23 protein-coding genes are annotated in these 26,914 nt (G+C 71.0%); 8 read left to right on the forward strand and 15 right to left on the reverse strand.

Features of this window, described 5'->3' with window-relative positions; genetic code table 11:
- Positions 1 to 30 precede the first annotated feature (30 nt).
- Genes MKK68_RS11450 through MKK68_RS11465 form a run of 4 tightly spaced genes read right to left on the reverse strand, consistent with a single transcriptional unit; the run spans position 31 to position 3,896 of the window.
- Positions 31 to 813 (reverse strand): SDR family NAD(P)-dependent oxidoreductase, encoded by a 783-nt coding sequence (locus MKK68_RS11450; RefSeq protein ID WP_147726374.1) that lies wholly within the window; start codon positions 811 to 813, stop codon positions 31 to 33.
- A gap of 4 nt (positions 814 to 817) precedes the next feature.
- A complete protein-coding gene (locus MKK68_RS11455) occupies positions 818 to 1,594 on the reverse strand; it encodes an SDR family oxidoreductase (protein WP_409567224.1) in 777 nt (258 codons plus the stop codon).
- On the reverse strand, positions 1,591 to 2,652 hold the full coding sequence (locus tag MKK68_RS11460) for a phosphotransferase family protein (RefSeq protein WP_244030357.1): 1,062 nt from the start codon (positions 2,650 to 2,652) through the stop codon (positions 1,591 to 1,593). Before MKK68_RS11460 ends, MKK68_RS11455 begins: the two co-directional genes overlap by 4 nt.
- Positions 2,649 to 3,896, reverse strand: coding sequence for an acyl-CoA dehydrogenase family protein (locus tag MKK68_RS11465; protein ID WP_244030359.1), 1,248 nt, complete (start codon positions 3,894 to 3,896; stop codon positions 2,649 to 2,651). The genes MKK68_RS11460 and MKK68_RS11465 overlap by 4 nt, the downstream gene beginning before the upstream one ends.
- A 1,092-nt stretch (positions 3,897 to 4,988) precedes the next feature.
- Between MKK68_RS11465 and dnaE the strand changes: the two genes are divergently transcribed.
- Together dnaE and MKK68_RS11475 are read left to right on the forward strand one after the other, a co-directional pair.
- Positions 4,989 to 8,522 carry a DNA polymerase III subunit alpha gene (dnaE, locus tag MKK68_RS11470; RefSeq protein WP_244030361.1) on the forward strand — a complete coding sequence of 1,178 codons (3,534 nt, stop codon included), beginning with the start codon at positions 4,989 to 4,991 and terminating at the stop codon, positions 8,520 to 8,522.
- Between the two features lie 139 nt (positions 8,523 to 8,661).
- A complete protein-coding gene (locus MKK68_RS11475) occupies positions 8,662 to 8,805 on the forward strand; it encodes a hypothetical protein (protein ID WP_187274632.1) in 144 nt (47 codons plus the stop codon).
- A gap of 40 nt (positions 8,806 to 8,845) precedes the next feature.
- On the opposite strand, the gene MKK68_RS11480 is transcribed toward MKK68_RS11475, so the two are convergent.
- Both MKK68_RS11480 and MKK68_RS11485 read right to left on the reverse strand, forming a co-directional pair.
- Positions 8,846 to 9,550: a gamma-glutamylcyclotransferase gene (locus tag MKK68_RS11480; protein ID WP_244030363.1), complete on the reverse strand. Its 705-nt coding sequence runs from the start codon at positions 9,548 to 9,550 to the stop codon at positions 8,846 to 8,848.
- Positions 9,551 to 9,589: 39 nt separating this feature from the next.
- Positions 9,590 to 10,063 (reverse strand): hypothetical protein, encoded by a 474-nt coding sequence (locus MKK68_RS11485; protein ID WP_409567221.1) that lies wholly within the window; start codon positions 10,061 to 10,063, stop codon positions 9,590 to 9,592.
- 102 nt (positions 10,064 to 10,165) lie between these two features.
- Between MKK68_RS11485 and recO the strand changes: the two genes are divergently transcribed.
- Together recO and parC are read left to right on the forward strand one after the other, a co-directional pair.
- A complete protein-coding gene (gene recO / locus MKK68_RS11490) occupies positions 10,166 to 10,891 on the forward strand; it encodes a DNA repair protein RecO (protein WP_244030365.1) in 726 nt (241 codons plus the stop codon).
- Positions 10,892 to 10,936: 45 nt separating this feature from the next.
- Positions 10,937 to 13,183, forward strand: a complete 2,247-nt coding sequence (gene parC, locus MKK68_RS11495) for a DNA topoisomerase IV subunit A (protein ID WP_244030367.1) — start codon at positions 10,937 to 10,939, stop codon at positions 13,181 to 13,183.
- Between the two features lie 141 nt (positions 13,184 to 13,324).
- Here parC and ada read toward each other — a convergent pair whose 3' ends face one another.
- From ada to mgtE, 5 genes are all read right to left on the reverse strand, one after another.
- Entirely contained in the window at positions 13,325 to 14,401 is a 1,077-nt protein-coding gene (ada, locus tag MKK68_RS11500; RefSeq protein WP_244030369.1) for a bifunctional DNA-binding transcriptional regulator/O6-methylguanine-DNA methyltransferase Ada, read from the reverse strand.
- A 132-nt stretch (positions 14,402 to 14,533) separates the two neighbouring features.
- Positions 14,534 to 15,415, reverse strand: a complete 882-nt coding sequence (locus MKK68_RS11505) for an AlkA N-terminal domain-containing protein (RefSeq protein ID WP_313899225.1) — start codon at positions 15,413 to 15,415, stop codon at positions 14,534 to 14,536.
- A gap of 17 nt (positions 15,416 to 15,432) precedes the next feature.
- Positions 15,433 to 19,161 carry a PAS domain S-box protein gene (locus MKK68_RS11510; protein ID WP_244030371.1) on the reverse strand — a complete coding sequence of 1,243 codons (3,729 nt, stop codon included), beginning with the start codon at positions 19,159 to 19,161 and terminating at the stop codon, positions 15,433 to 15,435.
- Positions 19,162 to 19,282: 121 nt separating this feature from the next.
- Positions 19,283 to 19,612, reverse strand: coding sequence for an Hpt domain-containing protein (locus MKK68_RS11515; RefSeq protein ID WP_244030372.1), 330 nt, complete (start codon positions 19,610 to 19,612; stop codon positions 19,283 to 19,285).
- Between the two features lie 128 nt (positions 19,613 to 19,740).
- Positions 19,741 to 21,141, reverse strand: a complete 1,401-nt coding sequence (gene mgtE, locus MKK68_RS11520) for a magnesium transporter (RefSeq protein ID WP_147843416.1) — start codon at positions 21,139 to 21,141, stop codon at positions 19,741 to 19,743.
- A gap of 481 nt (positions 21,142 to 21,622) precedes the next feature.
- Here mgtE and pqqA (MKK68_RS11525) point away from each other — a divergent pair, with 481 nt between their 5' ends.
- Together pqqA (MKK68_RS11525) and pqqA (MKK68_RS11530) are read left to right on the forward strand one after the other, a co-directional pair.
- Positions 21,623 to 21,712 carry a pyrroloquinoline quinone precursor peptide PqqA gene (gene pqqA / locus MKK68_RS11525; RefSeq protein ID WP_147727216.1) on the forward strand — a complete coding sequence of 30 codons (90 nt, stop codon included), beginning with the start codon at positions 21,623 to 21,625 and terminating at the stop codon, positions 21,710 to 21,712.
- A 70-nt stretch (positions 21,713 to 21,782) separates the two neighbouring features.
- Positions 21,783 to 21,872, forward strand: a complete 90-nt coding sequence (pqqA, locus tag MKK68_RS11530; RefSeq protein WP_007559225.1) for a pyrroloquinoline quinone precursor peptide PqqA — start codon at positions 21,783 to 21,785, stop codon at positions 21,870 to 21,872.
- 145 nt (positions 21,873 to 22,017) lie between these two features.
- Here the strand turns inward: pqqA (MKK68_RS11530) and ldtR are convergent, their stop codons facing one another.
- The 4 genes from ldtR to MKK68_RS11550 form a co-directional block, all read right to left on the reverse strand.
- The gene (gene ldtR / locus MKK68_RS11535) at positions 22,018 to 22,530 is read right to left on the reverse strand and encodes a transcriptional regulator LdtR (protein WP_147727217.1); all 513 of its coding nucleotides are present in this window, start codon (positions 22,528 to 22,530) and stop codon (positions 22,018 to 22,020) included.
- A 164-nt stretch (positions 22,531 to 22,694) separates the two neighbouring features.
- Positions 22,695 to 23,150, reverse strand: coding sequence for a DUF6163 family protein (locus MKK68_RS11540; RefSeq protein ID WP_147727218.1), 456 nt, complete (start codon positions 23,148 to 23,150; stop codon positions 22,695 to 22,697).
- Positions 23,150 to 24,247 (reverse strand): enoyl-CoA hydratase/isomerase family protein, encoded by a 1,098-nt coding sequence (locus MKK68_RS11545; RefSeq protein WP_409567225.1) that lies wholly within the window; start codon positions 24,245 to 24,247, stop codon positions 23,150 to 23,152. The genes MKK68_RS11540 and MKK68_RS11545 overlap by 1 nt, the downstream gene beginning before the upstream one ends.
- A gap of 55 nt (positions 24,248 to 24,302) precedes the next feature.
- Positions 24,303 to 25,070 (reverse strand): hypothetical protein, encoded by a 768-nt coding sequence (locus tag MKK68_RS11550; RefSeq protein WP_244030376.1) that lies wholly within the window; start codon positions 25,068 to 25,070, stop codon positions 24,303 to 24,305.
- A gap of 251 nt (positions 25,071 to 25,321) precedes the next feature.
- On the opposite strand from MKK68_RS11550, the gene hemB reads away from it, so the two are divergent.
- Complete coding sequence (hemB, locus tag MKK68_RS11555) at positions 25,322 to 26,395, forward strand: porphobilinogen synthase (protein ID WP_147843353.1); 1,074 nt, start codon at positions 25,322 to 25,324, stop codon at positions 26,393 to 26,395.
- Positions 26,392 to 26,766 carry a hypothetical protein gene (locus MKK68_RS11560; RefSeq protein WP_244030378.1) on the forward strand — a complete coding sequence of 125 codons (375 nt, stop codon included), beginning with the start codon at positions 26,392 to 26,394 and terminating at the stop codon, positions 26,764 to 26,766. Before hemB ends, MKK68_RS11560 begins: the two co-directional genes overlap by 4 nt.
- Positions 26,767 to 26,914: the final 148 nt, after the last annotated feature.

The raw sequence follows: 26,914 nt of genomic DNA on the forward strand, positions 1-26,914 counted from the left end.
CCGCAGAGGGGGGAGGGCAATGCGCGGCGTCTACCCGATCGCCCCGCTGGCGATCGTCACGCCGCCGTCCACCACGATGGCCTGGCCCGTCGTGAACCGCCCCGCGGCCGAGGCGAGGAAGATCGCCGCACCGGCGATCTCGTCGGGCTCGCCGATGCGGCGCAAAGGCGCGAGCGAGGTCGCGGATTCCAGGACCTTCGGATCCTCCCACAGGGCGCGGGCGAAGTCGGTGCGGACGAGGCCGGGGCAGATGCAGTTCACCCGGACGTTGTGCGGGCCGTACTCGACCGCGTAGTTCCGCGCGAGCTGCATGTCGGCCGCCTTCGAGACGTTGTAGGCGCCGATCACCGGCGAGCCCTTGAGGCCGCCGATCGAGGAAACGATGACGATCGCGCCGTCGCGCCGGGCGATCATCGCCGGCGCCACCAGCTGGATCAGCCAGTGGTTCGAGACGATGTTGTTCGACAGGATCTTGGTGAACTGCTCGTCCTTGATGTCGGCCAGCGGCCCGTAATACGGGTTGCTCGCGGCGTTGCAGACCAGTGTGTCGACCGCGCCGAAACGGTCGTTGGTCTCGCCGATCAAACGGACGAGGTCCTCCTTCACCGAGATGCTGGCCGGCACCGCGATGGCGCGGCCGGCGCCGTGCGCCGCCTCGATCTCGGCGACGACCGCGTCGCAGGCCTCGCGCTTGCGCGACGACACCACCACCCGCGCGCCCTGCTCGGCCATGCGGAGCGCGATGGCGCGCCCGATCCCGCGGGACGAGCCGGTGATGACGGCGACCTTGCCGGTGAGATCGAACAGCGACATCGGATCATCCTCTCGCGCGTCTGAGCTTGGCCATGCCGCCGATCCAGCGGTCGTGGTCGTCGGCCTTGCGGCGCACGTAACCGGCGACCTGCGGGTGCGGCAGGATCAGGAAGCGGCCCTCGGCGAGGCCGGCGAACGCCGCCTCCGCCACCGCTTCGGGGCTGAGCAGCCCGTCGAGGAGCGCCGGCTCGCGCGCCGAGGCGCCGCGCACCATCGCGGTGTCGACCCCCTGCGGGCAGAGCGCGGCGACGCGGATGCCATGGTCGCGATGGGTGATCGCGAGGTGCTCGCAGAAGCCGAGGGCGGCGTGCTTGGTGGTGGAATAGGTCGCGCTGCCGATCTGGCTGAGCAGGCCGGCCGCAGAGACCGTGGCGAGGAAGGTCCCCGCGCGTCGGGCGATCCAATCCGGCAGCAGCGCGCGCGACGCGTGGACGTGGGCCATCACGTTAACCGCCCAGGCGCGCGCCCAATCGGCATCGGGCGCGGAGGCCGCATTCTCGGGATCGGGGTCGCGCAGCAGGATGCCGGCATTCGAGCAATAGACGTCGACCGGCCCGTGCTCCCGGATCGTCCGCGCGACGAGGTCGGCGACGCTCTCGGCCGCGCCGACGTCGCAGGTCGCGGCGACGCCGCCGATGCGCGCCGCGGTCTCGGCGGCGCCGGCCGCGTCGACGTCGGCGGCGATCACCGTGGCGCCGTCGGCGGCGAAGCGCTCGCACAGCGCCCGGCCGATGCCCTGGGCTGCGCCCGTCACCACGACGACGCGCGCCATCGCGGTCAGGCCCCGGCTTTCACGGCGAACGACCACGCGGCGTCGGCGAGCTTCGGCACGCGGGCGGCCATGTCGGCGGCGTGCTCGCTCGCGGCGGTGCCGGCCTTCATCCGGCCGGCGATGCCCTGGAGGATGCCGACGAGGCGGAACAGGTTGTAGGCGAAGTACCAGTTCAGGTCGGGCAGGCCGTCGCGACCGGTCTCGCGGCAGTAGAGCGCCACCGCCTCGTCCTGCGTCAAGATGCCGAGCGCGTGGAGATCGAGCCCGCCGAGCGCGCTGCGGCCGTCCGCCGGCAGCACCCAGTGCATCAGAAGGTAGCTGAAGTCGGCGAGCGGATCGCCCAGCGTCGACAGCTCCCAGTCCAGCACCGCGGCGACCCGGCCATGGGCGAAGATCATGTTGTCGAGGCGGAAGTCGCCGTGGACGATCGAGACCCGGTCCTGCTCCGGCACGGTCCGCGGCAGCCAGGCGATCAGCCGCTCGGCCGCCTCGAGCCGGTCGCCTTCGGCGGCGCGGTACTGCTTGGTCCAGCGGTCGACCTGGCGGGCGAAGTAGTTGCCCGGCCGGCCGTAATCGCCGAGCCCGATCGCGGTGGGGTCGGCCCGGTGCAGGCGGGCGAGGGTCGTGATCATGCCCGCGTAGACGTCGCGCCGCTGCGCCGGCTGAAGCTCCGGCAGGGCCGCATCCCAGTGCACGGCACCCTCGACCGCCTCCATCACGTAGAAGGCCGCGCCGATGACGCCGGCATCCTCGCACAGGGCGTCCGCCCGCGGCACCGGGAAGCCGGTGCCGTGCAGCGCCCGGATCAGGCGGTACTCGCGCTCGACCGCGTGGGCCGAGGGCAGCAGCGGGCCGAAGGGCTTGCGCCGCAGCACGTAGGCGCCCCCCGGGGTCTCGACCCGGTAGGTCGGGTTCGACTGGCCGCCCTTGAACTGGCGCAGCGTCAGCGGGCCGTCGAACCCGGCGACGTGCTCCGCCATCCAGGCCGCCAGGGCGCCCTCGTCGATCCGGTGGCGTGGGTCGACCGCCTTGGTGCCGGCGAAGGCGGAATCCCCCGTCCCGCTCACGCGGCGGGACCCGCGTTGCTTTGCCGGGCGAATTCGAGGCGGGCGATCGAGCGGTTGTGGACCTCGTCCGGCCCGTCGGCGAGCCGCAGGGTGCGGATGTGGGCGTAGGTGCGGGCGAGGTCGAAGTCGTCGGAGACGCCGGCGCCGCCATGGACCTGGATCGCGTCGTCGAGCACCTTTAGCGCGATGCGCGGGGCGGCGACCTTGATCATCGCGATCTCGAGCTTGGCCGCCTTGGCGCCGACCTTGTCCATCATGTCCGCCGCCTTCAGGCAGAGCAGGCGCGTCATCTCGATGTCGATGCGGGCCTCGGCGACGCGCTGCTCCCACACCGACTGGTCGGCCAGCCGCTTGCCGAAGGCGGTGCGCGCGAGCAGGCGCCGCACCATCGCCTCGAGGGCGGCCTCGGCCGCGCCGATAGTGCGCATGCAGTGGTGGATTCGGCCCGGGCCGAGGCGCCCCTGCGCGATCTCGAAGCCGCGGCCCTCGCCGAGGATCAGGTTCTCGGCCGGCACGCGCACGTCGCGTAAGGTGACCTCGGCGTGGCCGTGCGGGGCCTCGTCGTAGCCGAACACCGAGAGCAGGCGCTTGATCTCGACGCCGGGCGCGTCGAGGGGCACGAAGATCTGCGATTGCTGTTGGTGGCGCGGGGCGTCGGGGTCGGTCTTGCCCATCACGATCGCGACCTTGCAGCGCCGGTCGCCGACGCCGGTCGACCACCACTTGCGGCCGTTGATCACGTAATGGTCGCCGTCGCGGCGGATCGAGGTCGCGATGTTGGTCGCGTCCGACGAGGCGACCTCGGGCTCGGTCATCAGGAAGGCGGAGCGGATCTCGCCCGCCATCAGCGGCTTGAGCCAGCGCTCCTTGTGCATCGGGCTGCCGTAGCGGTGCAGCACCTCCATGTTGCCGGTGTCGGGGGCCGAGCAGTTGAACACTTCCGAGGCCCAGGCCACCCGGCCCATCTCCTCGGCGCAGCGCGCGTAGTCGAGATTCGTCAGCCCGGCGCCGTGGAACGCATCGGTGTCGTGCTCGGGCGAGGGCGGCAGGAACAGGTTCCACAGGCCCGCCGCGCGCGCCTTCGCCTTCAGGCCCTCGATCGCCGCGGAGGGCGCCCAGCGGTCGGGCACGGACTGTGCCGTCTCGGCCTTCACGGCGTCGAGCGCCGGATAGACCTCGGCGGCCATGAAGTCGCGCACGCGCTTGAGCCAGAGCTCCTGCGTCGAGGACGGGGAAAAATCCAATGTTCCACTCCCTGAGCCCGCCGACGTCGTCGCGTGGCTGGGCGGTCCGAGCGTACTCCCGCTTCGAATCGGGCCACAAGCCCCAACCCGGCCGGCCCTGACAGATCGGCGCCCCCGTCCACGACCGCCCGGCGTACCGAAACCTTGAACCGACGTTCCCACGGCGATCGGCGCTACGACGGCGCGGCCGCTCCGTGCTGTCGAACGAAGGCTCCGTTTGGTACAGAGGCAAGCATTCGCTCGCTGTGACGCCGGAAATGTTGCAGATCGACGCTTGGAAAATCTATAAAAGACTTAACGTGCGTGAAGGCTCGCCCGTCCGATCGATGGCATTCACGGCGGGCCGGGACAGCGTTTCTCCTCCGGCGGCACCTTCGCCGGTCAACGTCCCCCGACCTCCCGGCGAAGGTGCTTTTCGTCGCGGCAGCGCGTCAGGCTTCCATGCCGCGAGGAGCCGCCGCGCCCCCAGAAAGCGGAGTGCCCGTCGTGTCCGAGCCGATCACAGCGCGCTCCCTCGTCGGTCGGGATCCCGCCGTGACGATGATCATCTTCCTGGTGCTCCTCGTCGAGAGCGTCTTCCTGCTCGCCTGCCTCCTTTACCTGTAGGGCGCCGCGGGCGGAGCGGGGCGACGGACGCCATCCCCCGCCCGGCGTTCGCAGGACCATGCCCGAGGTCGGCGATCCCGCCTGAGGGGTCCGGCCGCGATGAAGCGCTTCGGGCTTCACGTTTCGTCAACCCTATCGCTAGGTCGCCGACGCTCGCGCTTTACATGGAACAAAACAGGAACAAAGTAGGGTCATTGAAACGGAGTGCCCGACATGCTCAAGCGGATGGTTCTGGTCGGCGTCGCGGAGTTCATGGCCTTCGGGCTGCTCGCGGTCGCGGTGGCGGGTTGGGCGGTAGCCTTGGCCCCGATCCGTTGAGGGATGCCTTCGGCGCGGGCGGCCGGACTGCCCGTGCACAGGATAATCGGTCGCAGGCCGCGCGTCCGAAACGCCACATCGGCGGTGGATATCGGCAATCGCGGCCTGCCGGCCATCGACTCCTGCGGCCGAAGGACGGATCTCTGGGGCACCCGCACAAGGACCGTCATGGCGCGCCAGCTCAAGGAGGTCGGATTCGTCCACCTCCACGTCCACTCGTCCTATTCCCTGCTCGAGGGCGCCCTCAAGGTGGGCGACATCGTCAAGTCGGCTCTGGCCGACCACCAGCCGGCGCTGGCGCTGACCGACACCAACAATCTGTTCGGCGCGCTCGAGTTTTCCGAGAAGGCCGCCGGCAGCGGCATCCAGCCGATCGCCGGGATGCAGCTCTCGGTGGCGTTCGAGGCCGTCGACCCGATGGCACGGGTGGCGCGGCCCGCCGGCAGCCTCGTCGTGCTGGCGCAGGACGAGACCGGCTACGGCAACCTGCTGCGGCTGGCGAGCCGCGCCTACTTCGACACCGGGCTCGGCGAGGCGCCCTGCGTGAGCGCCGCGGCGCTCGCCGAATCGTCGGCGGGCCTGATCGCGCTCACCGGCGGCTTCACCGGCCCGCTCGACGCGGCGCTGCGCGCCGGCCGCCCCGACCTCGCCGAGGCGCGGCTCGCCGCCCTGCGCACCACCTTCGGCGAGGGCCGGCTCTACGTCGAGCTCCAGCGCCACGGCCTCGACGACGAGGGTCGGATCGAGGCCGAGCTGCTGCGCATGGCCGACCGCGACGGCCTGTCGATCGCCGCCGCCAACGAGCCGTTCTTCGGCAAGGCGGGCGACTACGACGCCCACGACGCGCTGCTCGCGATCGCCGACGGGCGCGTCGTCTCCGACGACCGCCGCCGCAAGCTCACCGCGCGCCACGGCTTCAAATCCCGGGCCGAGATGGCCGAGCTGTTCGCCGACCTGCCGGACGCCCTGCAGGCGACGGTCGAGATCGCGATGCGCTGCGCGGTCCGCGTCCGCACCCGCAAGCCGATCCTGCCGAACTTTTCGCGGGTGGCGGCGGGCGGGACCGCGCCGATGCAGGACGCGCTCGCCGACGCCGCGCCCTCGGTGCCGGTGGAGGTCGCGGCCGACGAGCCGACCGAGCTGCGCCGCCAGGCCGAGGCCGGCCTCGCCCTGCGCCTGAAGCAGCACGGGCCGTGCGAGGGCTTCACCGAGCAGGCCTACCGCGACCGCCTGGCCTTCGAGCTCGACGTCATCGTCGGGATGAAGTTCCCGGGCTACTTCCTGATCGTCTCCGACTTCATCAAGTGGGCCAAGGACCACGACATCCCCGTCGGCCCGGGCCGCGGCTCGGGCGCGGGCTCGCTCGTCGCCTACGCGCTGCTGATCACCGACCTCGACCCGCTGCGCTTCGGCCTGCTGTTCGAGCGCTTCCTCAACCCCGAGCGCGTCTCGATGCCGGACTTCGACATCGACTTCTGCGTCGAGGGGCGCGAGCGCGTGATCCAGTACGTGCAGGAGCGCTACGGCCACGAGCAGGTGGCGCAGATCATCACCTTCGGCACGCTGCAGGCGCGCGGGGTGCTGCGCGACGTCGGCCGCGTGCTCGAGATGCCCTACGGGCAGGTCGACAAGCTGACCAAGCTGGTGCCGCAGAACCCGGCCAATCCCGTGACCCTGGTCCAGGCGATCGAGGGCGAGCCGAAGCTGCAGCAGGCGATCGAGGAGGAGCCGATCGTGGCTCGCCTCATGGAGATCGCCAAGAAGCTCGAGGGCCTGCACCGCCACGCCTCGACCCACGCGGCAGGCGTCGTCATCGGCGACCGGCCGCTGGAGCAGCTGGTGCCGCTCTACCGCGACCCGAAGACCGGGATGCGGGTGACCCAGTTCAACATGAAGTGGGTCGAGGCCGCGGGCCTGGTGAAGTTCGACTTCCTCGGCCTCAAGACGCTGACGATGCTCAGGTGCTGCACGGACCTGCTCAAGCAGCGCGGCATCGAGATCGACCTCGCGGCGCTGCCGCTCGATCAGCCCGAGACCTACCAGCCGATGGGCCGGGGCGAGACGGTCGGCGTGTTCCAGGTGGAATCGGCCGGCATGCGCAAGGCGCTCTGCGAGATGCAGGCCGACCGCTTCGAGGACATCATCGCGCTCGTCGCCCTCTACCGGCCGGGCCCGATGGCCAACATCCCGGTCTATTGCGAGCGCAAGCTCGGTCGCGACGCCGGCAACGAGGCGACGTGGTACCCGCATCCCAAGTTGGAGCCGGCGCTGAAGGAGACCTTCGGCATCATCGTCTACCAGGAGCAGGTGATGGAGATCGCCAAGCTCCTGGCCGGCTACTCGCTCGGCGAGGCCGACATGCTCCGGCGCGCCATGGGCAAGAAGATCCGCGCCGAGATGGACGCCCAGCGCGACCGCTTCGTGAAGGGCTGCGTCGAGCGCGGGCTGACCAAGCCGAAGGCCAACGAAATCTTCGACCTGCTGGCCAAGTTCGCCGATTACGGCTTCAACAAGAGCCACGCGGCGGCCTACGCCCTGCTGACCTACCAGACCGCCTACCTGAAGGCGAACCATCCGGTCGAGTTCCTCGCCGCCGCGATGAACCTCGACATGGACAACACCGACAAGCTCGCCGAATTCCGGCAGGACGCGCAGCGGCTCAAGATCGTCGTCGAACCGCCCTCGATCAACACATCCGGCGTCACCTTCGAGGTCCATGTCGACGACAATGGCGTCGGGCGCATCCGCTACGCGCTCGCCGCGATCAAGGGCGTCGGGCGCGAGGCGGTGAAGTCGATCGTCGAGGCGCGCGGCGAGCGCCCGTTCAAGGATCTCGCCTGCCTCGCCCGCCGGCTCAACCCGCGCCACGTCAACAAGCGCACGCTCGAGAGCCTGGTCGCCGCCGGCGCGATGGACGACATCGAGCCGGACCGCGCCAAGGCCTGCGCCGCGGTCGAGCCGATGATGAAGCTGGCGCAGGGCGCGGCCGAAGCCGAGAGCGCCGGCATCGCCGACATGTTCGGCGGCGTCACCTCCACCGACGTGAGCTTGCGCATCCCGGCCTACGAGGGCTGGCCGATGGCCGAGAAGCTCAAGCGCGAGTATGACGCGATCGGCTTCTTCGTCTCGGGGCACCCGCTCGACGAGTATCAGGACCTGCTGGGCAAGCTCCGGGTACAGAGCTGGGCCGAGTTCTGCCGCTCGGTTCGCGCCGGCACCTCGAGCGTCGGCAAGGTCGCGGCCTCGGTGCTCGACCGTTCCGAGCGCCGCACCAAGACCGGCAACAAGCTCGGCATCGTCACGCTCTCGGACCAGACCGGGCATTTCGAGGCGATCATCTTCTCCGAAGGCCTCGGGCATTACCGCGAGATCCTGGAACCCGGCCAGCCGCTGGTTCTCCAGCTCCAGGCCAACCTCGAGGGCGAGGACGTGCGCGCCCGGATCCTCGCCGCCGAGCCGCTCGACGCTGCGGTGGCGCGTTACCAGAAGGGCATGCGGATCTACCTGCGCGACGAGGGCCCGATCGGCGCCGTGCAGCAGCGCCTCGCTATGCGCGGCGAGGGCGAGGTCTCGTTGATCCTGCTGCTGGACGGCGGCGAGCGCGAGGTCGAGATCAAGCTGCGCGACAAGTACCAGGCCACCCCGCAGATCGCGGGGATGCTGCGCGCCGTGCCGGGCGTGATCCAGGTGGAGGTGAATTAGGCCGCAAGGGCCGCCTTCATCCTTCGCAAACCATGTTCGCCGGTAAACGCCGTCGCAGCCGGCTCGATGTGCGCCGGCGCAACCTCCTCAAAACCGACCGATCCTACACAGCCTCGCTTAACCAAGCGGGACGGGGTCGATGCGGACGAAGGTGGTGCTGGCGCTGACGGTGGTCGTCTACCTGACGACGGGCCGGGCGCCGGGCTTGCGCGAGTTGCGCAACCCGGATGCGGAGCATGGCGGCGGCCGCGTCGTGACGGCGCTGAAGCGCGCCTGGGTCTGAGGCCGCGTCGATCCAGGCGTCCGCTCTCGCCGCCGCGTGCCTATCGCGGTTTGCAGCCCGAGACCGGCGGGCCGAGATCCAGGCGGGCGGCGACCAGGGCCTGCAGGTTCCAGAGGTGCCGGTCGCGGATGCCGAGCGCCTCGCAGGCCTCGACCGTGCGGAATAGGTACTCGGCGCTCGGCCCGAGATGCCCGCACGCGACCGCGATCCGGTCGGCGATCTCGGCCTCCGTCAGGCGACCGGAATAGCGGTCGCTCGCGCGGTTCACGAGAAAGGTCAGCGCCGAGACCGTTCCCGCCGCCGTCGCCACCGGCAGCCAGCGCGCGACGTAGCCGCGCCCGCGCATCTCGCGGCGCCAGACCGGCATCAGCGTCTCGCGCAGGTTGGTTCCGGCCAAGCGGAACGCGACGCCCCGGCACGAGCCGCCGCGGTCCAGCGCGAGCACGAAGCCGGGCCGCTCCGGCGTGCCGCGAAAGCGCCGTTGCAGCAGGCAGAAGCGCCGGTGGAAGCCGCGCACCGTGCCGATCCGGCTCTCGGCGAAGGCGAATTCCGGCCGCCACATCAGCGAGCCGTAGGCGAACACCCAGAGGTCGTCGGCGCCGCCGCGCTGCTCGATGATCGCGTCGAGGCCGGGCTTCAGCTCCTCGTCGGTCATCACCTGCAGCGCGCTCTCGTCGTCGGCGACGGGAACGGCGTGGGCGCGTGCGATCAGGTCGAGGGAGAGGGCGAGCGGCGTGTTTCGCATCGGTCCGGGGGAGCAAGGACGGGGCCGGAACAACCCGGATCAGCCCCCGATGGTGCCGGCCTTCGCGTTGCCCAGGGTCTCCAGCTCCGGGAACGGCTCTGTGCGGTGGCCCTGGCAGACCTCGTCGTCGTCGATCGCCGTGAGCGCGTTCGCCGCCTTGTCCTCGCGGATCACGACCTTGGGTCGCTCGCCCTTGCCGAAGGTGCGACCCTTCATGTGGCTCGACACGCAGTAGAGCGTGCGCCCGCCATCCTCGAACGGCCCGGCGATCCGGCTCGATTCGAACCGCACCGGCAGCAGCGAGACCGACCCGAACGCGACCTGCCGCAGGGCGAGGGCGGCGATGCGCTCGCGGACGGGTTTTGACGACGCCTGTGCGGCGGGGGAGGGCGCCTCGCCGCGCCCCATGCAACCGGTGAGGATCACGGTGATGGCGAGGATGGGCGCGTACCGTCGAAATGCCCGCCGCGTGGGACGCGCATCGGGTCCCGAGATCGAATTCCGCACCAGCATCCAATCCCCGCAACCTCTCCCAATGCCCGAAGCTACCGCGGCTTTCAGTCCTAGGAAACACGCACCCTCACGCCGCACACCAAAAACGCCTATGTACGGCGGATGCAGTGGACCGATGACGCGCTCGTGCTCGGCGTGCGCAGGCAGGGCGAGACCGGCGTCGTCCTCGAGGCGATGACCCGCGCGCACGGGCGTCATCTCGGCCTCGTCCATGGCGGGCGTTCGCGCCGGTTGCAGCCGGTGCTGCAGCCCGGGAACCTGGTCCGCGCGACCTGGCGCGCGCGGCTCGACGACGGCCTCGGCGCCTTCGCGGTCGAGCCGCTCGAATCGGCCCTGTCGCGGCTGATCGGATCCGGCCTGGCGCTCTACGGCGTCGGCCACCTCGCCGCCCTGCTGCGCCTGCTGCCCGAGCGCGATCCGCATCCCGAGATGTTCGAGGCGGCCCGGGTCCTGATCGGCCACCTGCACGACCGCACGATCGCCCCGGTGCTGATGGTGCGGTTCGAGCTGGCGATCCTGGCCGAGCTCGGCTTCGGCCTCGATCTCGGCGCCTGCGCCGCCACCGGCGGGAACGACGCCCTGATCTACGTCTCGCCGAAGAGCGGGCGCGCCGTCAGCGCCTCGGCCGGGGAGCCCTACCGCGACCGCCTGCTGGCGCTGCCGGCCTTCCTGCGCGACGGCGGGCGGTTGGAGGGCCCGGACGACGTGCGGAATGGGTTTACCTTGACCGGCTACTTCCTCACCCAGCACATCTGGGGTCCGCGGGCGCTGCCCGTCCCCGAGGAACGCTCACGATTCGTCGCGGCCGGCCTGGATGCCGCGCCGTGATGTTCGTGTTATGTTCCACGTGAAACATCTGAGAACGGAGCCGTGATGGGCCAGCCCTTCGAGCCGCCGACCGGGGACGGCATCGAGAGCGTCGAGCTGAAGTCCGCGCTGGAAGAGCGCTACCTCGCCTATGCGCTTTCCACGATCATGCACCGGGCGCTGCCCGATGCCCGCGACGGGCTCAAGCCGGTGCACCGCCGCATCCTCTACGGCATGCGGCTGCTTCGGCTCGATCCGAACACCGCGCACAAGAAGTGCGCCAAGATCGTCGGCGACGTGATGGGCGATTTCCACCCGCACGGCGATCAGGCGATCTACGACGCGCTGGTTCGGCTGAGCCAGGACTTCGCGCAGCGCTATCCGCTGGTCGACGGCCAGGGCAACTTCGGCAACATCGACGGCGACGGCCCGGCCGCCTACCGCTACACTGAGGCGCGGCTCACCGAGGTCGCGCGGCTGATCCTCGACGGGTTCGACGAGGACACGGTCGACTTCCGCCCGTCCTACAACGGCGAGAAGGACGAGCCCTCCGTCCTGCCGGCGGCGTTTCCGAACCTCCTCGCCAACGGCAGCCAGGGCATCGCGGTCGGCATGGCGACCTCGATCCCGCCGCACAACGCCGCCGAGCTCTGCGACGCGGCGCTCTACCTGATCGCCAACCCGCAGGCGACCTCGGCGCAGCTCGTCAGCTTCGTGCAGGGGCCGGACTTCCCCACCGGCGGCATCCTGATCGACTCGGCCGAATCGATCGCCGAGGCCTACCGCACCGGCCGCGGCGCCTTTCGCGTGCGCGCCCGCTGGACCAAGGAGGACCTCGGCCGCGGCACCTGGAACATCGTCGTCACCGAGATCCCCTACGGCATCCCGAAGGCGCGGCTGATCGAGAAGCTCGCCGAGCTGCTGCAGGAGAGGAAGCTGCCGCTGCTCGCCGACGTGCGCGACGAATCGGCCGAGGACGTGCGCGTCGTGCTGGAGCCGCGCTCGCGCAGCGTCGACCCGGTGATCCTGATGGAATCGCTGTTCCGGCTGACCGAGCTCGAAGCCCGCATCCCGCTCAACATGAACGTGCTGGTCGGCGGCCTCGTGCCCCGGGTGATCGGGCTCGCCGAGGCTTTGCGCGAATGGCTCGACCATCGCCGCGTCGTGCTGCAGCGGCGCTCGCGCAACCGGCTCGGGCAGATCGAGCGCCGGCTCGAGATCCTGAACGGCCTGCTCATCGTCTACCTCGACCTCGACGCGGTGATCCGCATCATCCGCGAGGAGGACGAGCCGAAGCCGGCGCTGATGGCGCATTTCGGGCTGACCGAGGTCCAGGCCAACGCGATCCTCGACACGCGGCTGCGCTCCCTGCGCAAGCTCGAGGAGATGGAGCTGAAGCGCGAGCTGGAAACCCTGACGCGCGAGAAGGACGGGCTCGAGGCGCTGCTCGGCTCGGATGCCGCGCAGTGGAAGGCGATCACCCAGCAAGTCCGCCAGGTGAAGAAGGCGTTCGGGCCCGACACCAAGCTCGGCGCCCGCCGCACGACGCTGCAGAACCCGCCCGACACCGCGGGCATCGACTTCACGGCCGCGATGGTCGAGCGCGAGCCGATCACCGTCATCGTCTCGGAGAAGGGCTGGATCCGCGCGCTGAAGGGCCACGTCGCCGACCTGTCGGGCGTCGCCTTCAAGGGCGACGACCAGATCAAGATCGCCTTCCCGAGCGAGACCACCGCCAAGATCCTGGTGCTGGCCTCGAACGGCAAGGTGTTCACGCTCGACGCCTCGAAGCTGCCGGGCGGCCGCGGCTTCGGCGATCCGATCCGGCTGATGGTCGACCTCGACGACGGCACCGAGATCGTCGCGGCGCTGCCCTATCGCCCCGAGACCCGCCTGCTGATCGCCGGCTCTGACGGGCGCGGCTTCCTCGCGCCGTCCGACGGGCTGGTCGCCAACACCCGCAAGGGCAAGGGCATCCTGGGCCTCGACGGGGACGCCAAGGCGGTGCTGCTGGTACCGGCCGAGGGCGACCACGTCGCGGTGACGAGTTCCGACAAGCTGTTGCTGGTCTTTCCGATCACCGAGCTGACCGAGCTCGTGCGCGGCAAGGGCGTGCGCCTCCAGCGCTGCCGGCAATCGACTCTCGTCGACGCCTGCGTCTTCGCCCTGGCCGAGGGCCTGCCCTGGCGCGACGGCTCCCCCCAGCCGCGCCTTGCCAACGCCGGCTTGCTGGAGAAGTGGATGGGCCACCGCACCGATGCGGGCACGCTGATGACCCGGAGCTTCCCGAAGTTCGAGCGGTTCGGTCGGTAGAGAGGGCTTGGTTCTGGATCGCCGGAAGAGGGGGAGCGGCTTCTCCGAATCCGGCGCTCCCTCTCCCGACCCGCTTCGCGGGCCACCCTCCCCTCGAAAGGGGGAGGGAAGAGCCCGAACGCGATCGCGAGGCTTATCCGCTCACCGCACCACCCCCTCGCGCTTCAGCAGTGCCCGCTTGCGCTCGATGCCCCAGCGGTAGCCGGACAGGGCGCCGTCCGTCCGCACCACCCGGTGGCAGGGGATCGCGACGGCGAGGGCGTTGGCGCCGCAGGCGCGGGCAACGGCCCGCACCGCCGCCGGCGTGCCGAGGCTCCGGGCGATCTCGGCGTAGCTCGCGGTCGTCCCCGCCGGGATCCTGCGCAGGGCATCCCAGACGCGCTGCTGGAAGGCCGTGCCGCCGATGTCGAGGGGGAGGTCCACCGGCCGCCCCGGCGCTTCGACCAGGCCGACGACCTGCGCGACCAGCGCCTCGAACGCGGCGTCGCCGCCGGCGAGCGCCGCGTTCGGAAAGCGGTCCTCCAGGTCGCGCAGCAGCGCGTCCGGATCGTCGCCGAGCAGGATCGCGCAGACGCCGCGGGCGGTAGCCGCGACGAGGATCGCGCCGAGGCTGCACGGGCCGACCGCGAAGCGGATGGTCTCGCCTGTCCCACCCTTGCGGTAGGCGGCGGGCGCCATGCCGAGCCGCTCGCCGGCCCCGGCGTAGAAGCGGCTCGCCGCCCCGTAGCCCGCCTCGTAGAGCGCCTGCGTGACGCTGCCGGCGCTCGGCAGGGTCTTCGCCATCCGTTCGGCCCGGCGGGCCTCGCCGTAGGCCTTCGGCGTCACGCCGGTCGTCGTCTTGAACACCCGATGGAAGTGGAACGGGCTCATCCCGGCCGCGCGGGCGAGAACAGCGAGCGCGGGCAGCGATTCGGCCTCGTCGATCAGGCGGCAGGCGCCGGCGATCGCCCCAGCGCGCCTCGTATCGGGCGACGCCTCGTTCGGCCGGCAGCGCTTGCACGAACGGAAGCCCGCATCCTCGGCCTCGGCGCAGGTGGCGTGGAACGCGACGTTCTCGGGACGCGCCGCGCGCGACGGGCAGCTCGGTCGGCAATACACGCCGGTGCTGCGGACCGAGTAGACGAAGCGGCCATCGTACGCCGCGTCTCGCGCCGACACGGCTTCGCGCCGCGCGGCATCCCCTGAGAGATCGGGACGGGTGGCCTCGGTCGTCGGCATCGCAGCCTCATCGATGATCGGGGCCGGATGCGGCCCGCGCGGTCTCCCCGTCATGCGCTGCTCGCTCACGGGCCGCATCCCGTCCCTTGCTCTCGAATCCGGCGGGCATCCTGCGCGCGCACGGCGTCCCCCTCAATCCGCCGGCCGCGCCGCATCGGCCGCCCAGAGGTGCAGCGCCGCGTAGGCGCGGTATGGGCGCCAGCCTTCAGCGCGCAGCAGCAGCTCCGCCGGGCTCGGGCGCCCGGCGCCGTCATCCAGGGCCCGCAGCAGGCCGACGTCCCCGGGCGGAAACGCGTCCGGCGCGCGCAACGCCCGCATGGCGATGTACTGCGCCGTCCAAGGCCCGATCCCGCGGATCGCGGTCAGGCGGGCGACGGCGGTGGCGAGGTCCTGGTCGGGCGCGAACGGATCGGGCTCGGCGAGGCTCGCCGCCGCGAGCGCCCGGATCGCGGCGCCGCGCGCACGCGGCATCGTCAGGATCTGCGCGACGTCCGCCGCGGCCACCCGCTCGGCGGTCGGGAAGACATGGGTCAGGCCGGGTTCGGCAAGGGCCGGGAGGAGCGTTCCGAGCTCGGCGACGAGCCGCCCGGCGAGCCGGGTCGCGGCCGCCACAGAGACCTGCTGCCCGAGGATCGCGCGGAGGCCGAGCTCGAACCCGTCCCAGGCCCCCGGCACCCGCAAGCCGGGCCGCGCGGCGACGAGGGGCGCGAGACGAGGATCGGTCGCGAGATGCGCGCCGATCGCCGCCGGGTCGGCGTCGCAATCGAACAGGCGCCGGAGCCGGGCCGCGATTCCGGGAAGCTCGGCCTCCGCCACGCCCGTCACGATCGCGACGAGCCCATCGCCGCCGGGCGTGATCGCGATCGATCCGGTGCGCCCTGCGACGGCGATGGTGCGCGCGTAACGATCCGGGCCCACCGCCTCGATCCCGGGGATCGCCCGGCCGGCGAGGAAGTCGCGCATCGCCGGCCAGTCGTAGGGCGGGCGGCAGGGCAGGGCGATCGACGCAGGCACCGCGGCCGTGATCCGGGTCAGCCGTTCACCGCCCGCCGCACCGGCGCGGCGTCGCGGCCCGGAAGCCAGCGCGCGATGGCGGCGTAGAGGACCGCGCGGTCGAACGGCTTGCCGACGTGGTCGTCCATGCCGGCCTCGCGGAACTGGCGCACCTCGGCCGGCAGCACGTTGGCGGTCATCGCGATCACCGGCACGTTCGCCGCCGGGCCTTTCAGGCGGCGGATCATCCGCGTCGCGGTGATGCCGTCCATGCCCGGCATCTGCACATCCATCAGCACGAGGTCGAACGCGCCGTCCTCCACCGCCATCACGGCGGCGGCGCCGTCGGCGACCACGTCGACGGTGTGGCCGGCGGCCTCCAGCACCAGCCGCGCCAGCTCCTGGTTGATCTCGACGTCCTCGACCAGGAGGATGTGCCCGGTGGCGTGCGACGCGACGACGGCCGGCACGGCGGTGGGTGCGTCGACGTCGACGCCGCGCGGCAGCGTCACCGTGAACCAGAAGGTCGAGCCCTCGCCGTCGTCGGAGGCGACGCCGATCGTCCCGCCCATCAGCTCGACGAGGCGCCGGCAGATCGCGAGGCCGAGGCCGGTCCCGCCGAAATCGCGGCTCACCGAATTGTCGACCTGCGAGAAGCGCTCGAACAGCCGGTGCTGCTTGGCCTGCGGGATGCCGATGCCGGTATCGCTGACGCTGAAACGGATGGTCTCGCCGGCGGGCGTGGTGCCGGCATGGCGCACCGCGAGGGTGACGCTGCCGCGCCGGGTGAACTTCACCGCGTTGTTCAGGAGGTTGAGCAGGATCTGGCGCAGCCGGGCCTCGTCGCCGACGAGGCTGGGCGGCAGGTCCGGGTCGATCCGGCCGATCACGGTGAGACCCTTCGCGGAGGCGAGCCCGCGCACGATCGAGAGGCCGTTGTCGGCCAGCGCCGCCGGCGCGAAGGCGCGCTGCTCGAGATCGATCGCCCCGGCCTCGACCTTCGAGAAGTCGAGGATGTCGTTGACCACGGTGAGCAGGGCGGAGCCCGACGAGCGCGCCAGCTCGGCGTGGCGCTGCAGGTCGGGCGCCAGCCGCTCGGAGCGCGCCAGCAGGTCGGTGAAGCCGATCACCGCGTTCAGCGGCGTGCGGATCTCGTGGGACATCGCGGCGAGGAAGTCGGTCTTGGCGAGGCTCGCGCGCTCGGCTTCCAGGCGCGCGGCCTCCGCGGCGGTCTTGGCCGCCTGCAGCGCGAGCTCGGCCTGCTTGCGATCGGTCGCGTCGAGGTTCAGGCCGATCACCCGCACGGGCCGCCCGGCGGGATCGTAGTACGCACGGCCGATGCTCTGCAGCCAGCGCTCGACGCCGTCGCCGCCCATGATCCTGAACTCCATCACGAAGCTGCGGCGCGAGGCGATCGCCTCGGCGGCGTCCGCCAGGGCGCGCTCCCGGTCCTCGGGCATCACCAGGGCCTTCCAAGCCTCGATCGGCATGCGCAGGGGTTCGGTGCTCGACAGCCCGTGCAGCCGCGCGCTCTCGGGCGAGAGCAGGACGGAACCGGCGACGAGGTCGAGGTCCCAGGAGCCCGCCTCGGCCGCGTCCTGGGCAAGGCGCAGCAGGTCGCTGGTCTCCTCCAGGGCCCGGCGCGCGGCGATGATGTCGTCGATGTCGAGGGCGGTGCCGAGCCAGCCGACGATGGCGCCCGCCTCGCGGATCGGCATCATCACGATCTTGTGCCAGCGATAGGTGCCGTCGTGCCGGCGCAGACGGCCTTCGATCTCGTGCCCGCGCCCGTCGCGCACGGCCGCCGCCCGGGCCGCCTCCATGCGCCCGGCATCGTCCGGATGGTTGGCCGCGAGCCTTTCGGCAAGGCCGGTCCCGATCGGCCCGTAATAGGCCTCGAAGCGCTGGTTGACGTAGGCCGCCAGGCCATCCTCGGCCCGCACGATCCAGACGAGCTGCGGCAGCGTGTCGGCGAGCGCCCGGTAGCGCGCCTCGCTCGACCGCAAGGCATCCTCCGCCTGATGGCGCGCATCGACGTCGCGGACCGAGGCGACGAAGCCGGCGGGACGGCCGGCGGCGTCCCGCACCAAGCGCCACGAGCCCTCGACCCAGATGTAGGAGCGGTCGCCGCGGCGCAGGCGATAGGTCGCCACCGCGGTCTCGGCCTCGCCTCCCGAGAGGCGGGCGATCATCGCCGAGAGCGCGCCTGCGTCGTCGGGATGGGCCTCGTCCTCCGGCCGCGTCCCGACGAGGTCCTGCGGCGCCAAGCCCAGCAGCGCGTGCGAGGCCGGCGACGCGTAGATCCGCCGCCCGTCGAGGCCGACCTGGACGATCATGTCGCTGGCGTTGTCGGCGAGCAGGCGGTAGCGCGCCTCGCTCAGCGCGATCGCCTCCTCGGCCCGGCGCAGATGGGTGATGTCGCGCACGCTGATGAAGACGCGCGCCACGCGGCGGCCGCCGGCCTCGCGCAGGGGCACCAGGATCACCTCGAAGCGGTGGGTCCCGTCGCCGCCGACCCGCTCCTCCTGGCGCCGCGCCGGCTCGCCGGAGCGGATCACGCCCTCGATGTCGGCCCGCACGATCGCGGCCATGTCGGGCGGCATCACCTCTTCCGGGGTCTTGCCGCGGACGGCCTCCTGCGGGTGCCCAATCAGCGCCGCGGCGCTCGGGTTTAGGGTCTCGAGGGCGAAGCTGCCATCCGCCGCGACGGCGTGGACGAAGAGGTGGTCGGTGGCGTTCTCGAACACGCCGCGGAACAGCGTCTCGGCCTCGCCGAGGGCCCGGTGGGTCTCGACCAGCAGCGCCTCGCGCCGCCGCCGGCGCTCGAGCTCGCGCAGCAGCACCAGGCATCCGAGCAGGATGACCGCGCTGGCGACCGCCCCGACCGCCAGCGCGTTGCGCCGCTCCGCGACGAGCGGCGCAAGCACGACATCCACCGACTTGCCGACCGTGACGACGAGCGGAAGGTTCTCCGTGGCGCGATATCCGAAGATGCGCGCGCGCCCGTCGAGGCCGCTCTCGACAGCGTAGGTTCCCGCCGGCGCCTCGGACAGGCGCGCGAACAGGCCCTGACCGTCGAGCCGCCGGGACAGGTCGCGCTCGTACATGCCCGGCATCGCCGGCTCGCGGATGCGGACGTAGCCGTCGCGGCCGAACAGCCCGACGACCGCGTCGGCGCCGACGTCGAGCGCCTTGAAGCGCCGGGCGAGGTAGTCCGGGTCGACGGCCACCATGAGGACGCCGCCGAAGCTGCCGTCCGGGCGCGTCAGCCGGCGCGCGAGGTTGAAAGTGAAGGTATCCATCAGGCGGCCGCGGATGGTGCGCCCGACATAGAGGCCGGCTTCGGGATTGTCGGCCAGCGACCGGAAGTAGGGCCTGTCCGCGACGTTGGTCCTGCTGAGGGCGGAGGGCACGGCGTCGCGCGTGGCGACGAGGTCGCCGTTCGCGTCGAAGATCGCGATCTGGCGCGCGCTCTCGGCCAGCATCGTGGCGCGCTTCGACCAGCGGGCGAAATCGAAGGTCTCGGGATCGTCGGCGTAGTCGGCCTCGATCAGGCGCATCACCTGGTCGACGCCCTCGATCAGGCGCGAGACCTGCTCGGCCAGCGCGATCGACAGGTTCAGCACGTCGCGCCGCGCCTGGAGCATTTCGCCCTCGCGGCGCTGCTCAAGATGGAACAGCAGGCCGAGCCAAACGAGCGCGAGGAAGACGAGGCCCCCCGTCGCCACGAGCGCTTGCGGCAGCCGGCCGGCGAGGCGATTCGGCACGAGGCCGACCCTCCGTCGTTCCGGCATCTGCGTCGTCGCCACCATCATCCCGCTCACCCAGAACCCGTTCCGCGCGATCGTGGCATGCCGATCGTCACGAAACTGAATACGCGGCGCGGCGTCAGGACGTTTGCGCGACGTCTTCCAGCGCGCGCACGGTCTCGTCGCGCAGGGCGCGGATCTCGGCGAGCGCGGGCGCGAGGTCGGCGCCGTCCTTCGCCTCCGCTTCGAGAGCCCGGCAGGCCGTGGACAGCCGCTCGCAGCCGAGCATGCCCGACATCGAGATCAGGGTGTGCGCCTCCCGCGCGATCTCGCCCGGCGCCCGGCTTCCGGCCGGGAACGCGGTGCGCAGGCTGTCCGTGAATCGGACGATCAGGCGCCGGAGCTTCTCGGCGCCGATCACGCCGCCGAGGTCGTCGAGGACCGGGCGGCTCAGCAGGGGCAGGGTCACGGTCGCGCTCCGAAGTCACGTCTTGCCGGCGGCGCCTTCGCGGACGACGTCTGCATCGTCCGCCCTACGTCGGCCCGGACTGCGAAGTTTCCGTTGCCGACCGGTCGGCAACGGCAGCGGACGCGGCGCTAGAGCAGCGTGCCGCGCAGGATCAGCAACGCCACCGAGAAGTAGATGACGAGGCCGGTCACGTCGACGAGCGTCGCCACGAAGGGCGCCGAGGCGGTCGCCGGGTCGAAGCCGAGCCGTTGCAGCAGGAACGGCAGCATCGAGCCGGACAGCGACCCGAAGGTGACGATGCCGACGAGCGCGCCGCCGACGGTCGCCGCGACCAGCGGCCAGTGCTCGCCGTAATCGTACAGGCCGGTCTTCTGCCAGATCGCGATCCGCACCACGGCGATCACCCCGAGGATGCCGCCGAGCACGAGGCCGGTGGGCAGCTCGCGCAGGGCCACCCGCCACCAGTCGCGCAGGCGGATCTGGTGCAGTGCCAGCGCGCGGATCAGCAGCGAGGTCGCCTGGCTGCCGGAATTGCCGCCCGAGCTCATGATCAGCGGGATGAACAGCGTCAGGACGATCGCCTTCTCGAGCTCGCCCTCAAATCCCTGCATCGCCGAGGCGGTCAGCATCTCGGAGAGGAACAGCGCGCAGAGCCAGCCGGCGCGCTTCCGGATCATCGTCATGAAGCCGATATCCATGTAGGGCTCGGGCAGCGCCTCCATGCCGCCGAAGCGCTGCACGTCCTGGGTCTGCTTCTCGACCATCGCGTCGATCATGTCGTCGACGGTGACGATGCCGATCAGGTGGCCGACCGCGTCGACCACCGGCAGGGCGAGCAGGTCGTATTTCGAGATCAGCCGGGCGGCCTCCTCGCGGCTCGCCGTCGGCGACACCGCGAGCGGGCGGCGGCCGGCGGCGACCGAGAGCACGTTGTCCTCGGGGTTGCCCGAGATCAGCCGGCGCAGCGGCACCGCCTTGGTCAGCGCGCGGGTGCGCGGGTCGAGCACGAAGATCGCATAGATCGTCTCGCGGGTCTTCTCGACGCGGCGGATGTGGTCGAGGGTCTGCGCCACGGTCCAGGTGCCGGGCACGGTGACGAACTCGGTGGTCATCAGCGAGCCGACGGTCTCCTCGCCGTAGGCGCTGAGGCGGTCGACGGCGCCGCGGGTCTCGGCGTCGAGGCGGGCGCGCAGGTCCGAGCGGCCGGGCTCCTCGATCTCGCGGAACACGTCGGTGACGCGGTCGGCCGACATGCCCGACAGGTAGGTGGCGACACGGTCGCGCGGCAGCATCTCGATGATGTCGGCGGCGTCGTCGAGCTCGGGCTGGTCGAGCACCTCGATCGCGCGATCGTGCGGCAGGCCGAGCAGGATCGCGGCGGCGACCTCCGGCGCCTCGGCGTTCAGCGCCTCGACGATGTCGGGCGCACGCTCGTCGGAGAGGCGCGCAGCCAGGACGGAGGGGTCGACGCGCGGATCGATCGGCACGACCGCGTCGGGGACCGGCAGGGGGGGGACCTGTTCAACCATGGGCCTCGCCTCGCGGGCCCGGCGGCGCGCCGTACGGCACCGGCCGCGACCGGCTGCGCGGCGGAGCCCGGCGCGAGCCCCTGAGGGGCTCAGGCGGGATCGCGGCGTGCGGCCGGCCACGGCTCGGACGATCGGTCTGGCGTGTCGCTGGGCATCGGATCTTCGTGGGAATGGCGTGCGCGGATGCCGACGGCCGTCTCCGCGCGCGGCAGCCTGTGCGCCCGGCGGTGCGACGCGTCAAGCCGAAAGCGCGCCCCTCGGAGAGAGCGTGGCGGCAGGGGATGGAATGGGGTTGGCGATTTGGCGCCATCGGCACCATCTATCTGATCGGAAAGCCGAATTCGGCGTTTTGGAGATGAATGCCGGGGCGACCGAGCGCCCGCTCGGTGATCCTATGAGAAATATAAGTGTAGCGCCCGCTTGTATTGCGCCCAAGGTATCGCCTATCTTCCGGTCATCGAAGTTCACGAGGAGAAACGCCATGGCCTGGTCCGCCCCCATCGTTCAGGAAGTCTGCGTCGGCATGGAAGTGACGAGCTACGAGTCCGCCGAGATCGACACCTTCAACTGAGCCGATGACCGGCTCGCGAGCGAGCCGGCAAGACATCCCTTTCGCCCGCATCCCATTCAGGAGAATTCACATGGCTTGGTCCGCCCCCGTCGTTTCCGAGATCTGCGTCGGCATGGAAGTCACCAGCTACGAGTCGGCCGAGATCGACACCTTCAACTGAGCTTTCGATCGGCCGCCGATGCGGCCGGTCTCGTGAGCGCCGCTCCCTCGGGGGCGGCGTTTTGCGTTGGTGCCGGGCGTGAAACGACGAAGCCGGCCGTCCCTCGCGGGCGGCCGGCTTCGTCGTGTTCGGCGTGACCGAGGTCTCAGAGGCGGTAGCGGATCTGGTCGGTCCAGAACCGCTCCAGGCGACTGAGAGCGGTGTTGAGCCGGCCGAAATCGTCGTCGGAGATGCCGCCGATCGGCTGGATGGTGCGGGCGTGCTTGTCGTAGAGGCCCTGGATGATGTCGTGGACCATCCGGCCCTTGTCGGTGAGGCTGATGCGCACCGAGCGGCGGTCGGTCTTCGAGCGGGCGTGGTGCAGGTAGCCGGCCTCGACCAGCTTCTTGACGTTGTAGGAGACGTTGGAGCCGAGGTAGTAGCCCTTGGTCCGCAGCTCGCTGGCGGTGAGTTCCTTGTCGCCGATGTTGTAGAGCAGCAGCGCCTGAACGCTGTTGACGTCCTCGCGGCCGCGGCGCTCGAACTCGTCCTTGATCACGTCGAGCAGGCGGCGGTGCAGGCGCTCGACAAGATGCAGGGCTTCGAGATACGAGCCGGCGACGGCTCCGGTCTCGGGAGCGGTGTTGGTATCCGAGATCTTGACGGCCTGGGACTTCATCTTGTGCCTCGCCCGAATTGTTCTGCCGGAGCCTTCTGCCGTCCGGCACCGCTCATGGGGTGAAACTAGGCGGCGGAGATGAAAACCGCTCTAAGAGACAGGATGAATTCGCGATTTACTTCTGTCGGTAAATGCAAAGTGAAGTGATTCGTATAACCACTCGTTTACCGCGCTTCCTGTGCCGCGAGCCAAGAAAAAACGAAGTAGAAGATCACGATACTGGACTCGACCAAGACCAGAATCAGCGGCGTCTGCAACAGTTGCGGCGTCAGGACGGCGAGCGTCAGCATCGAGGTCACCGCCAGCAGCCAGACCACGCCGCCCCAGGCGCTGGTGAGCCACAGGCCGATCGCCGCGTTGGCGTCGATCACCGCGAAGTAGATCAGCGCCGCCTGGCGCCCGAACGGCTCTAGCGCGAACGGGCGGTGCCCCGGCACCACGTCGAGGATCGTCGCGAAGGAGAGCACGCTCTTGGCGAGCCACGCCAGGGCCGTCAGCCGCATGAACCAGACCAGCACCGTGTCCCAGGTGCTCTTGGGCGCGGCCGAGCGCCGCTCGATGCGGTCGCTCGGGGCCTCGCCGACCGCGCTGCCGCGGGTGATGCGTCCGACCTTGCGCATCAGGCGAACCGAGGCTCCGGCGCCTCGGACGGCCCGAAGGCAGCGGCGACCGCGGCGTGGTCGACGGCCTCGAGCGTCGCCGGCCGCCAGTCCGGCCGGCCGTCCTTGTCGATCAGCACGGCGCGGACGCCCTCGAAGAAGTCATGCCCGCGCATCAGGCGGGTGACGAGGCGGTATTCGGTCAGCACCGCGTCGGCGAAATCGAGATTCAGCCCGCGCCGCATCTGCTCGCGGGCGATGCACAGGCTTGTCGGGCAGCGGGTGCGCATCACGGCCGCGGTCTCCGCGGCGAAGGTCGAGCCCGATGCGGCCGCGCCGTCCAGCCGTCGCAGGATGTCCGCGACGTCGTCGGCGGCGAACGCGTCGTTGATCAGGCCGCGCTCGGCGACGAGCGGCCCGGTCGGCGGGCGCGCGGCGCCGGTCTCGAGCGCGGCCGCGATCGGGCCGCCCTGGGCGAGCCGGTCGAGGATCGCGGCGAAATCCCGGGCGGGCGCGTAGGCGGTGGCCAGGCCGAGGGCGAGCGCGTCGCCCGGGCCGACCCGGCTGCCGGTGAGCGCGAGATAGGTGCCGACGCGGCCGGGCAGGCGCGGCAGGGCGTAGGTCATCCCGACATCGGGAAACAGGCCGATCCCGACCTCGGGCATGGCGAAGACGTACGTCTCCGAGGCGACGCGGTGGGCCCCGTGGAGCGAGATGCCGACGCCGCCGCCCATCACCACGCCCTCGATCAGCGCGACGATCGGCTTCTCGTAGCGCTGCATCCGGGCGACGAGGCGGTACTCGGCCTGCCAGAACGCGAACACCTCGTCGAAGCGTCCCGCCTGGCCGCAGGCATGGATGTGGCGGATGTCGCCGCCGGCGCAGAAGGCGCGCCCCCCGGCGCCGCGGATCGCCACGCGGATGATGCCGGCATCCGACGCCCAGGCGTCGAGCTGCGCGTGCAGCGCGCCGATCATCCCGAGGGAGAGCGCGTTCAGGGCCTTCGGCCGGTCGAGGGTGACGAGGCCGAGCGCGCCCCGCCGCTCGAACTGGATCTCGTCGTTGGCCGCTTCGGCTCCGCTCACGTCTCTCGATCCTCTCGCCGCGTGTCCGCTCAGCGGGGGTTAGAGGCCGTACCGGCCCGGGCGTCAACGCCGGGCACCGGCGCGGGTGTCAGGCCGGCGCTCGGTCCGCGTGCGATGCGGAGGGCAGACCCATGCGGCGGTAGAGTTCGGCCTGGACCGCGATGCTGGTGACAAGGGACAGGATATTCACCGGGCTCATCAGGGCCGGCTTCACCAGAGCCGACCTCACGACGGCCGCTTGGAGCCAAAGCGTCGCCGCGATGATCGCCAGGAGGACCGGCAGGAGCACGGCGCCGACGAGAAGCCCGGCGAACGTGATTTCCCAGACCCGTCCCTTCGTCGCCGAGACCGCGCCCGACAGGCTGAGCGGGAGGACGCCGAGGGCGCCGAGGGCGAGCGCGGGGCCGGCCAGCGTGAGCCGGATGCAGATCCACCAGCTCGGCACGAGCAGTCCCAGAACAAGGAGGACGGGGATCCCGAGCCGATCATGGAGGTTCCAGAGCCAGAGCCAGGCCGCTCCGCCGAGGAAGAGCGGGAGATCGAGGGCGACGACGTTGAGGATGGCGCGGCGCCGCGCGCCGGGTTTCGGGATCGACGGCGGCCCGAGGTCCCACATCACCTCGTACAGCCGGACCCTGTAGGGCGCGACGAGGACGAAGACGGCCGCATGGAGCAGCAGCCACCATCCGGTCACGGCGGGCACGTCGTTCTCGTGGCGCATCAGGGCCTCCGCGCCGTCGCCCGCGAGCAGGATCACGAACGCGATCGCCGTCGCCGGCCCGAGCGCGCGCATCGCGCGAAAGCTCCGTCCGTACGCGGCCGGAATGATCCCCTTGAGCGTGAACGATGCCGTCATGAGCCCCCCGACCAACACCTCGACCGGCGAATCGAACGCCGGAGCGATGTGAAAGAATTCCGATCCGCTACGGGATGTCACGTGCCGAGGCGACGGCGTCACGCAGGCGTGAACCGTTCGGGGACGCTGCCGCGCTGCGGGCGGGGCGCCTCCGGCGGCTCGTGACGTCGCGGCGCTTCGCCGGCTTCGCCCGCCCAGCCACTTATGCTACGCCGCGCCACCCGCGAACCGATCACAGCGAACGCGATCCCATGCCCTTCGAACACGCTTCCGACGACACGCCCCGGCCGCGCCCGCTCGCCGTGGAGACCGCGCGGGAGGGGACCCGCGCCGAGGGCCTGAAGATCACCCAGCGTCCGCGCCGCAACCGCAAGGCCGACTGGTCGCGGCGGCTGGTGCGCGAGAACACGCTGACGGTCGACGACCTGATCTGGCCGATGTTCGTGATCGAGGGGACGGGCCGGCGCGAGCCGATCGCCTCCATGCCCGGCGTCGAGCGCCTCAGCGTCGACGAGATCGTGCGCGACGCCGAGCGCGCCGCCCGCCTCGGCATCCCGGCGATCTCGTTCTTTCCCTATACGGAAGCGAGCTTGCGCGACCCCACAGGCTCCGAGGCCCTGAACCCGGACAACCTCGTCTGCCGGGCGGTGCGCGCGGTGAAGAAGGCGGTGCCGCAGATCGGCATCATGACCGACGTCGCCCTCGACCCCTACACGTCGCATGGCCATGACGGCCTGCTCTCGGACGGCGCGATCCTCAACGACGAGACCGTCGCGCTGCTGGTCGAGCAGAGCCTGATCCAGGCCGAGGCCGGCACCGACATCATCGCGCCCTCCGACATGATGGACGGGCGCGTCGGCGCGATCCGCGCCGGGCTCGACAAGGCCGGCTTCCTCGACGTGCAGATCATGGCCTACGCGGCGAAGTACGCCAGCGCGTTCTACGGCCCGTTCCGCGACGCGATCGGCACGCAGGCGGCGCTCGTCGGCGACAAGCGCACCTACCAGATGGACCCCGGCAACGGCCTGGAGGCGTTGCGCGAGGTCGCCCTCGACCTGGAGGAGGGCGCCGATTCGGTGATGGTGAAGCCCGGGCTGCCCTATCTCGACATCATCCGCCGGGTGAAGGACGAATTCGGCGTGCCGACCTTCGCCTACCAGGTGTCGGGGGAGTACGCGATGATCGAGGCCGCCAGCCGCAACGGCTGGCTCGACGGCGAGCGTGCCATGGTCGAGAGCCTGCTCGCCTTCAAGCGCGCCGGCGCCGACGGCGTGCTGACCTACTACGCCCCCCGCGTCGCCGAGCGGCTGCGCACCGGCGCGTGAGGCGCCGGCGGGGCAGGGGGGTCGTCGCCCTCGGGATCGTGCTCGGATTTCTCGGCGGTCTCGGCGCCTGCGAGAGCGCGGTGCAGCGCCAGCGCCTGTCCATCTGCCGGAAGGCGGTGCCGGCGCTCGTGCCGGACAAGACGGCGGTGCGGATCCTGCGCGCCGGCACCGGTGCGGCCCCCGACAGCATCCGCGTCGACTACGTGCTCGGTCACCATCCTCACTATGCGTTGTGCCGCTTCAACGCCGGGGCCGTGCTCGACGGCATCTCCACCGACCGCACGACGCTGTCGGAGGCCTCCCTCTACCTGCTCAAGCGCTACTATCTCGACACGCCGGACGCCGACGAGCCCAAGCAGAAGATACCTTGAGCGCTCGGCGCTCGAAGGAGGTCAGCGTCACGTAGTCTCTACGGTGACGTGTTTTGAGGCAGACGGACGGTGACTTGCTTGCAAGAGAAGCAATTACAGCTCAAGTCAGCAAAAATTAACAGCAGCCCATGCCTCGCGCTTTTAAGAT

It is taken from the genome of Methylobacterium sp. E-016 (assembly GCF_022829745.1).
Classification (GTDB): domain Bacteria; phylum Pseudomonadota; class Alphaproteobacteria; order Rhizobiales; family Beijerinckiaceae; genus Methylobacterium.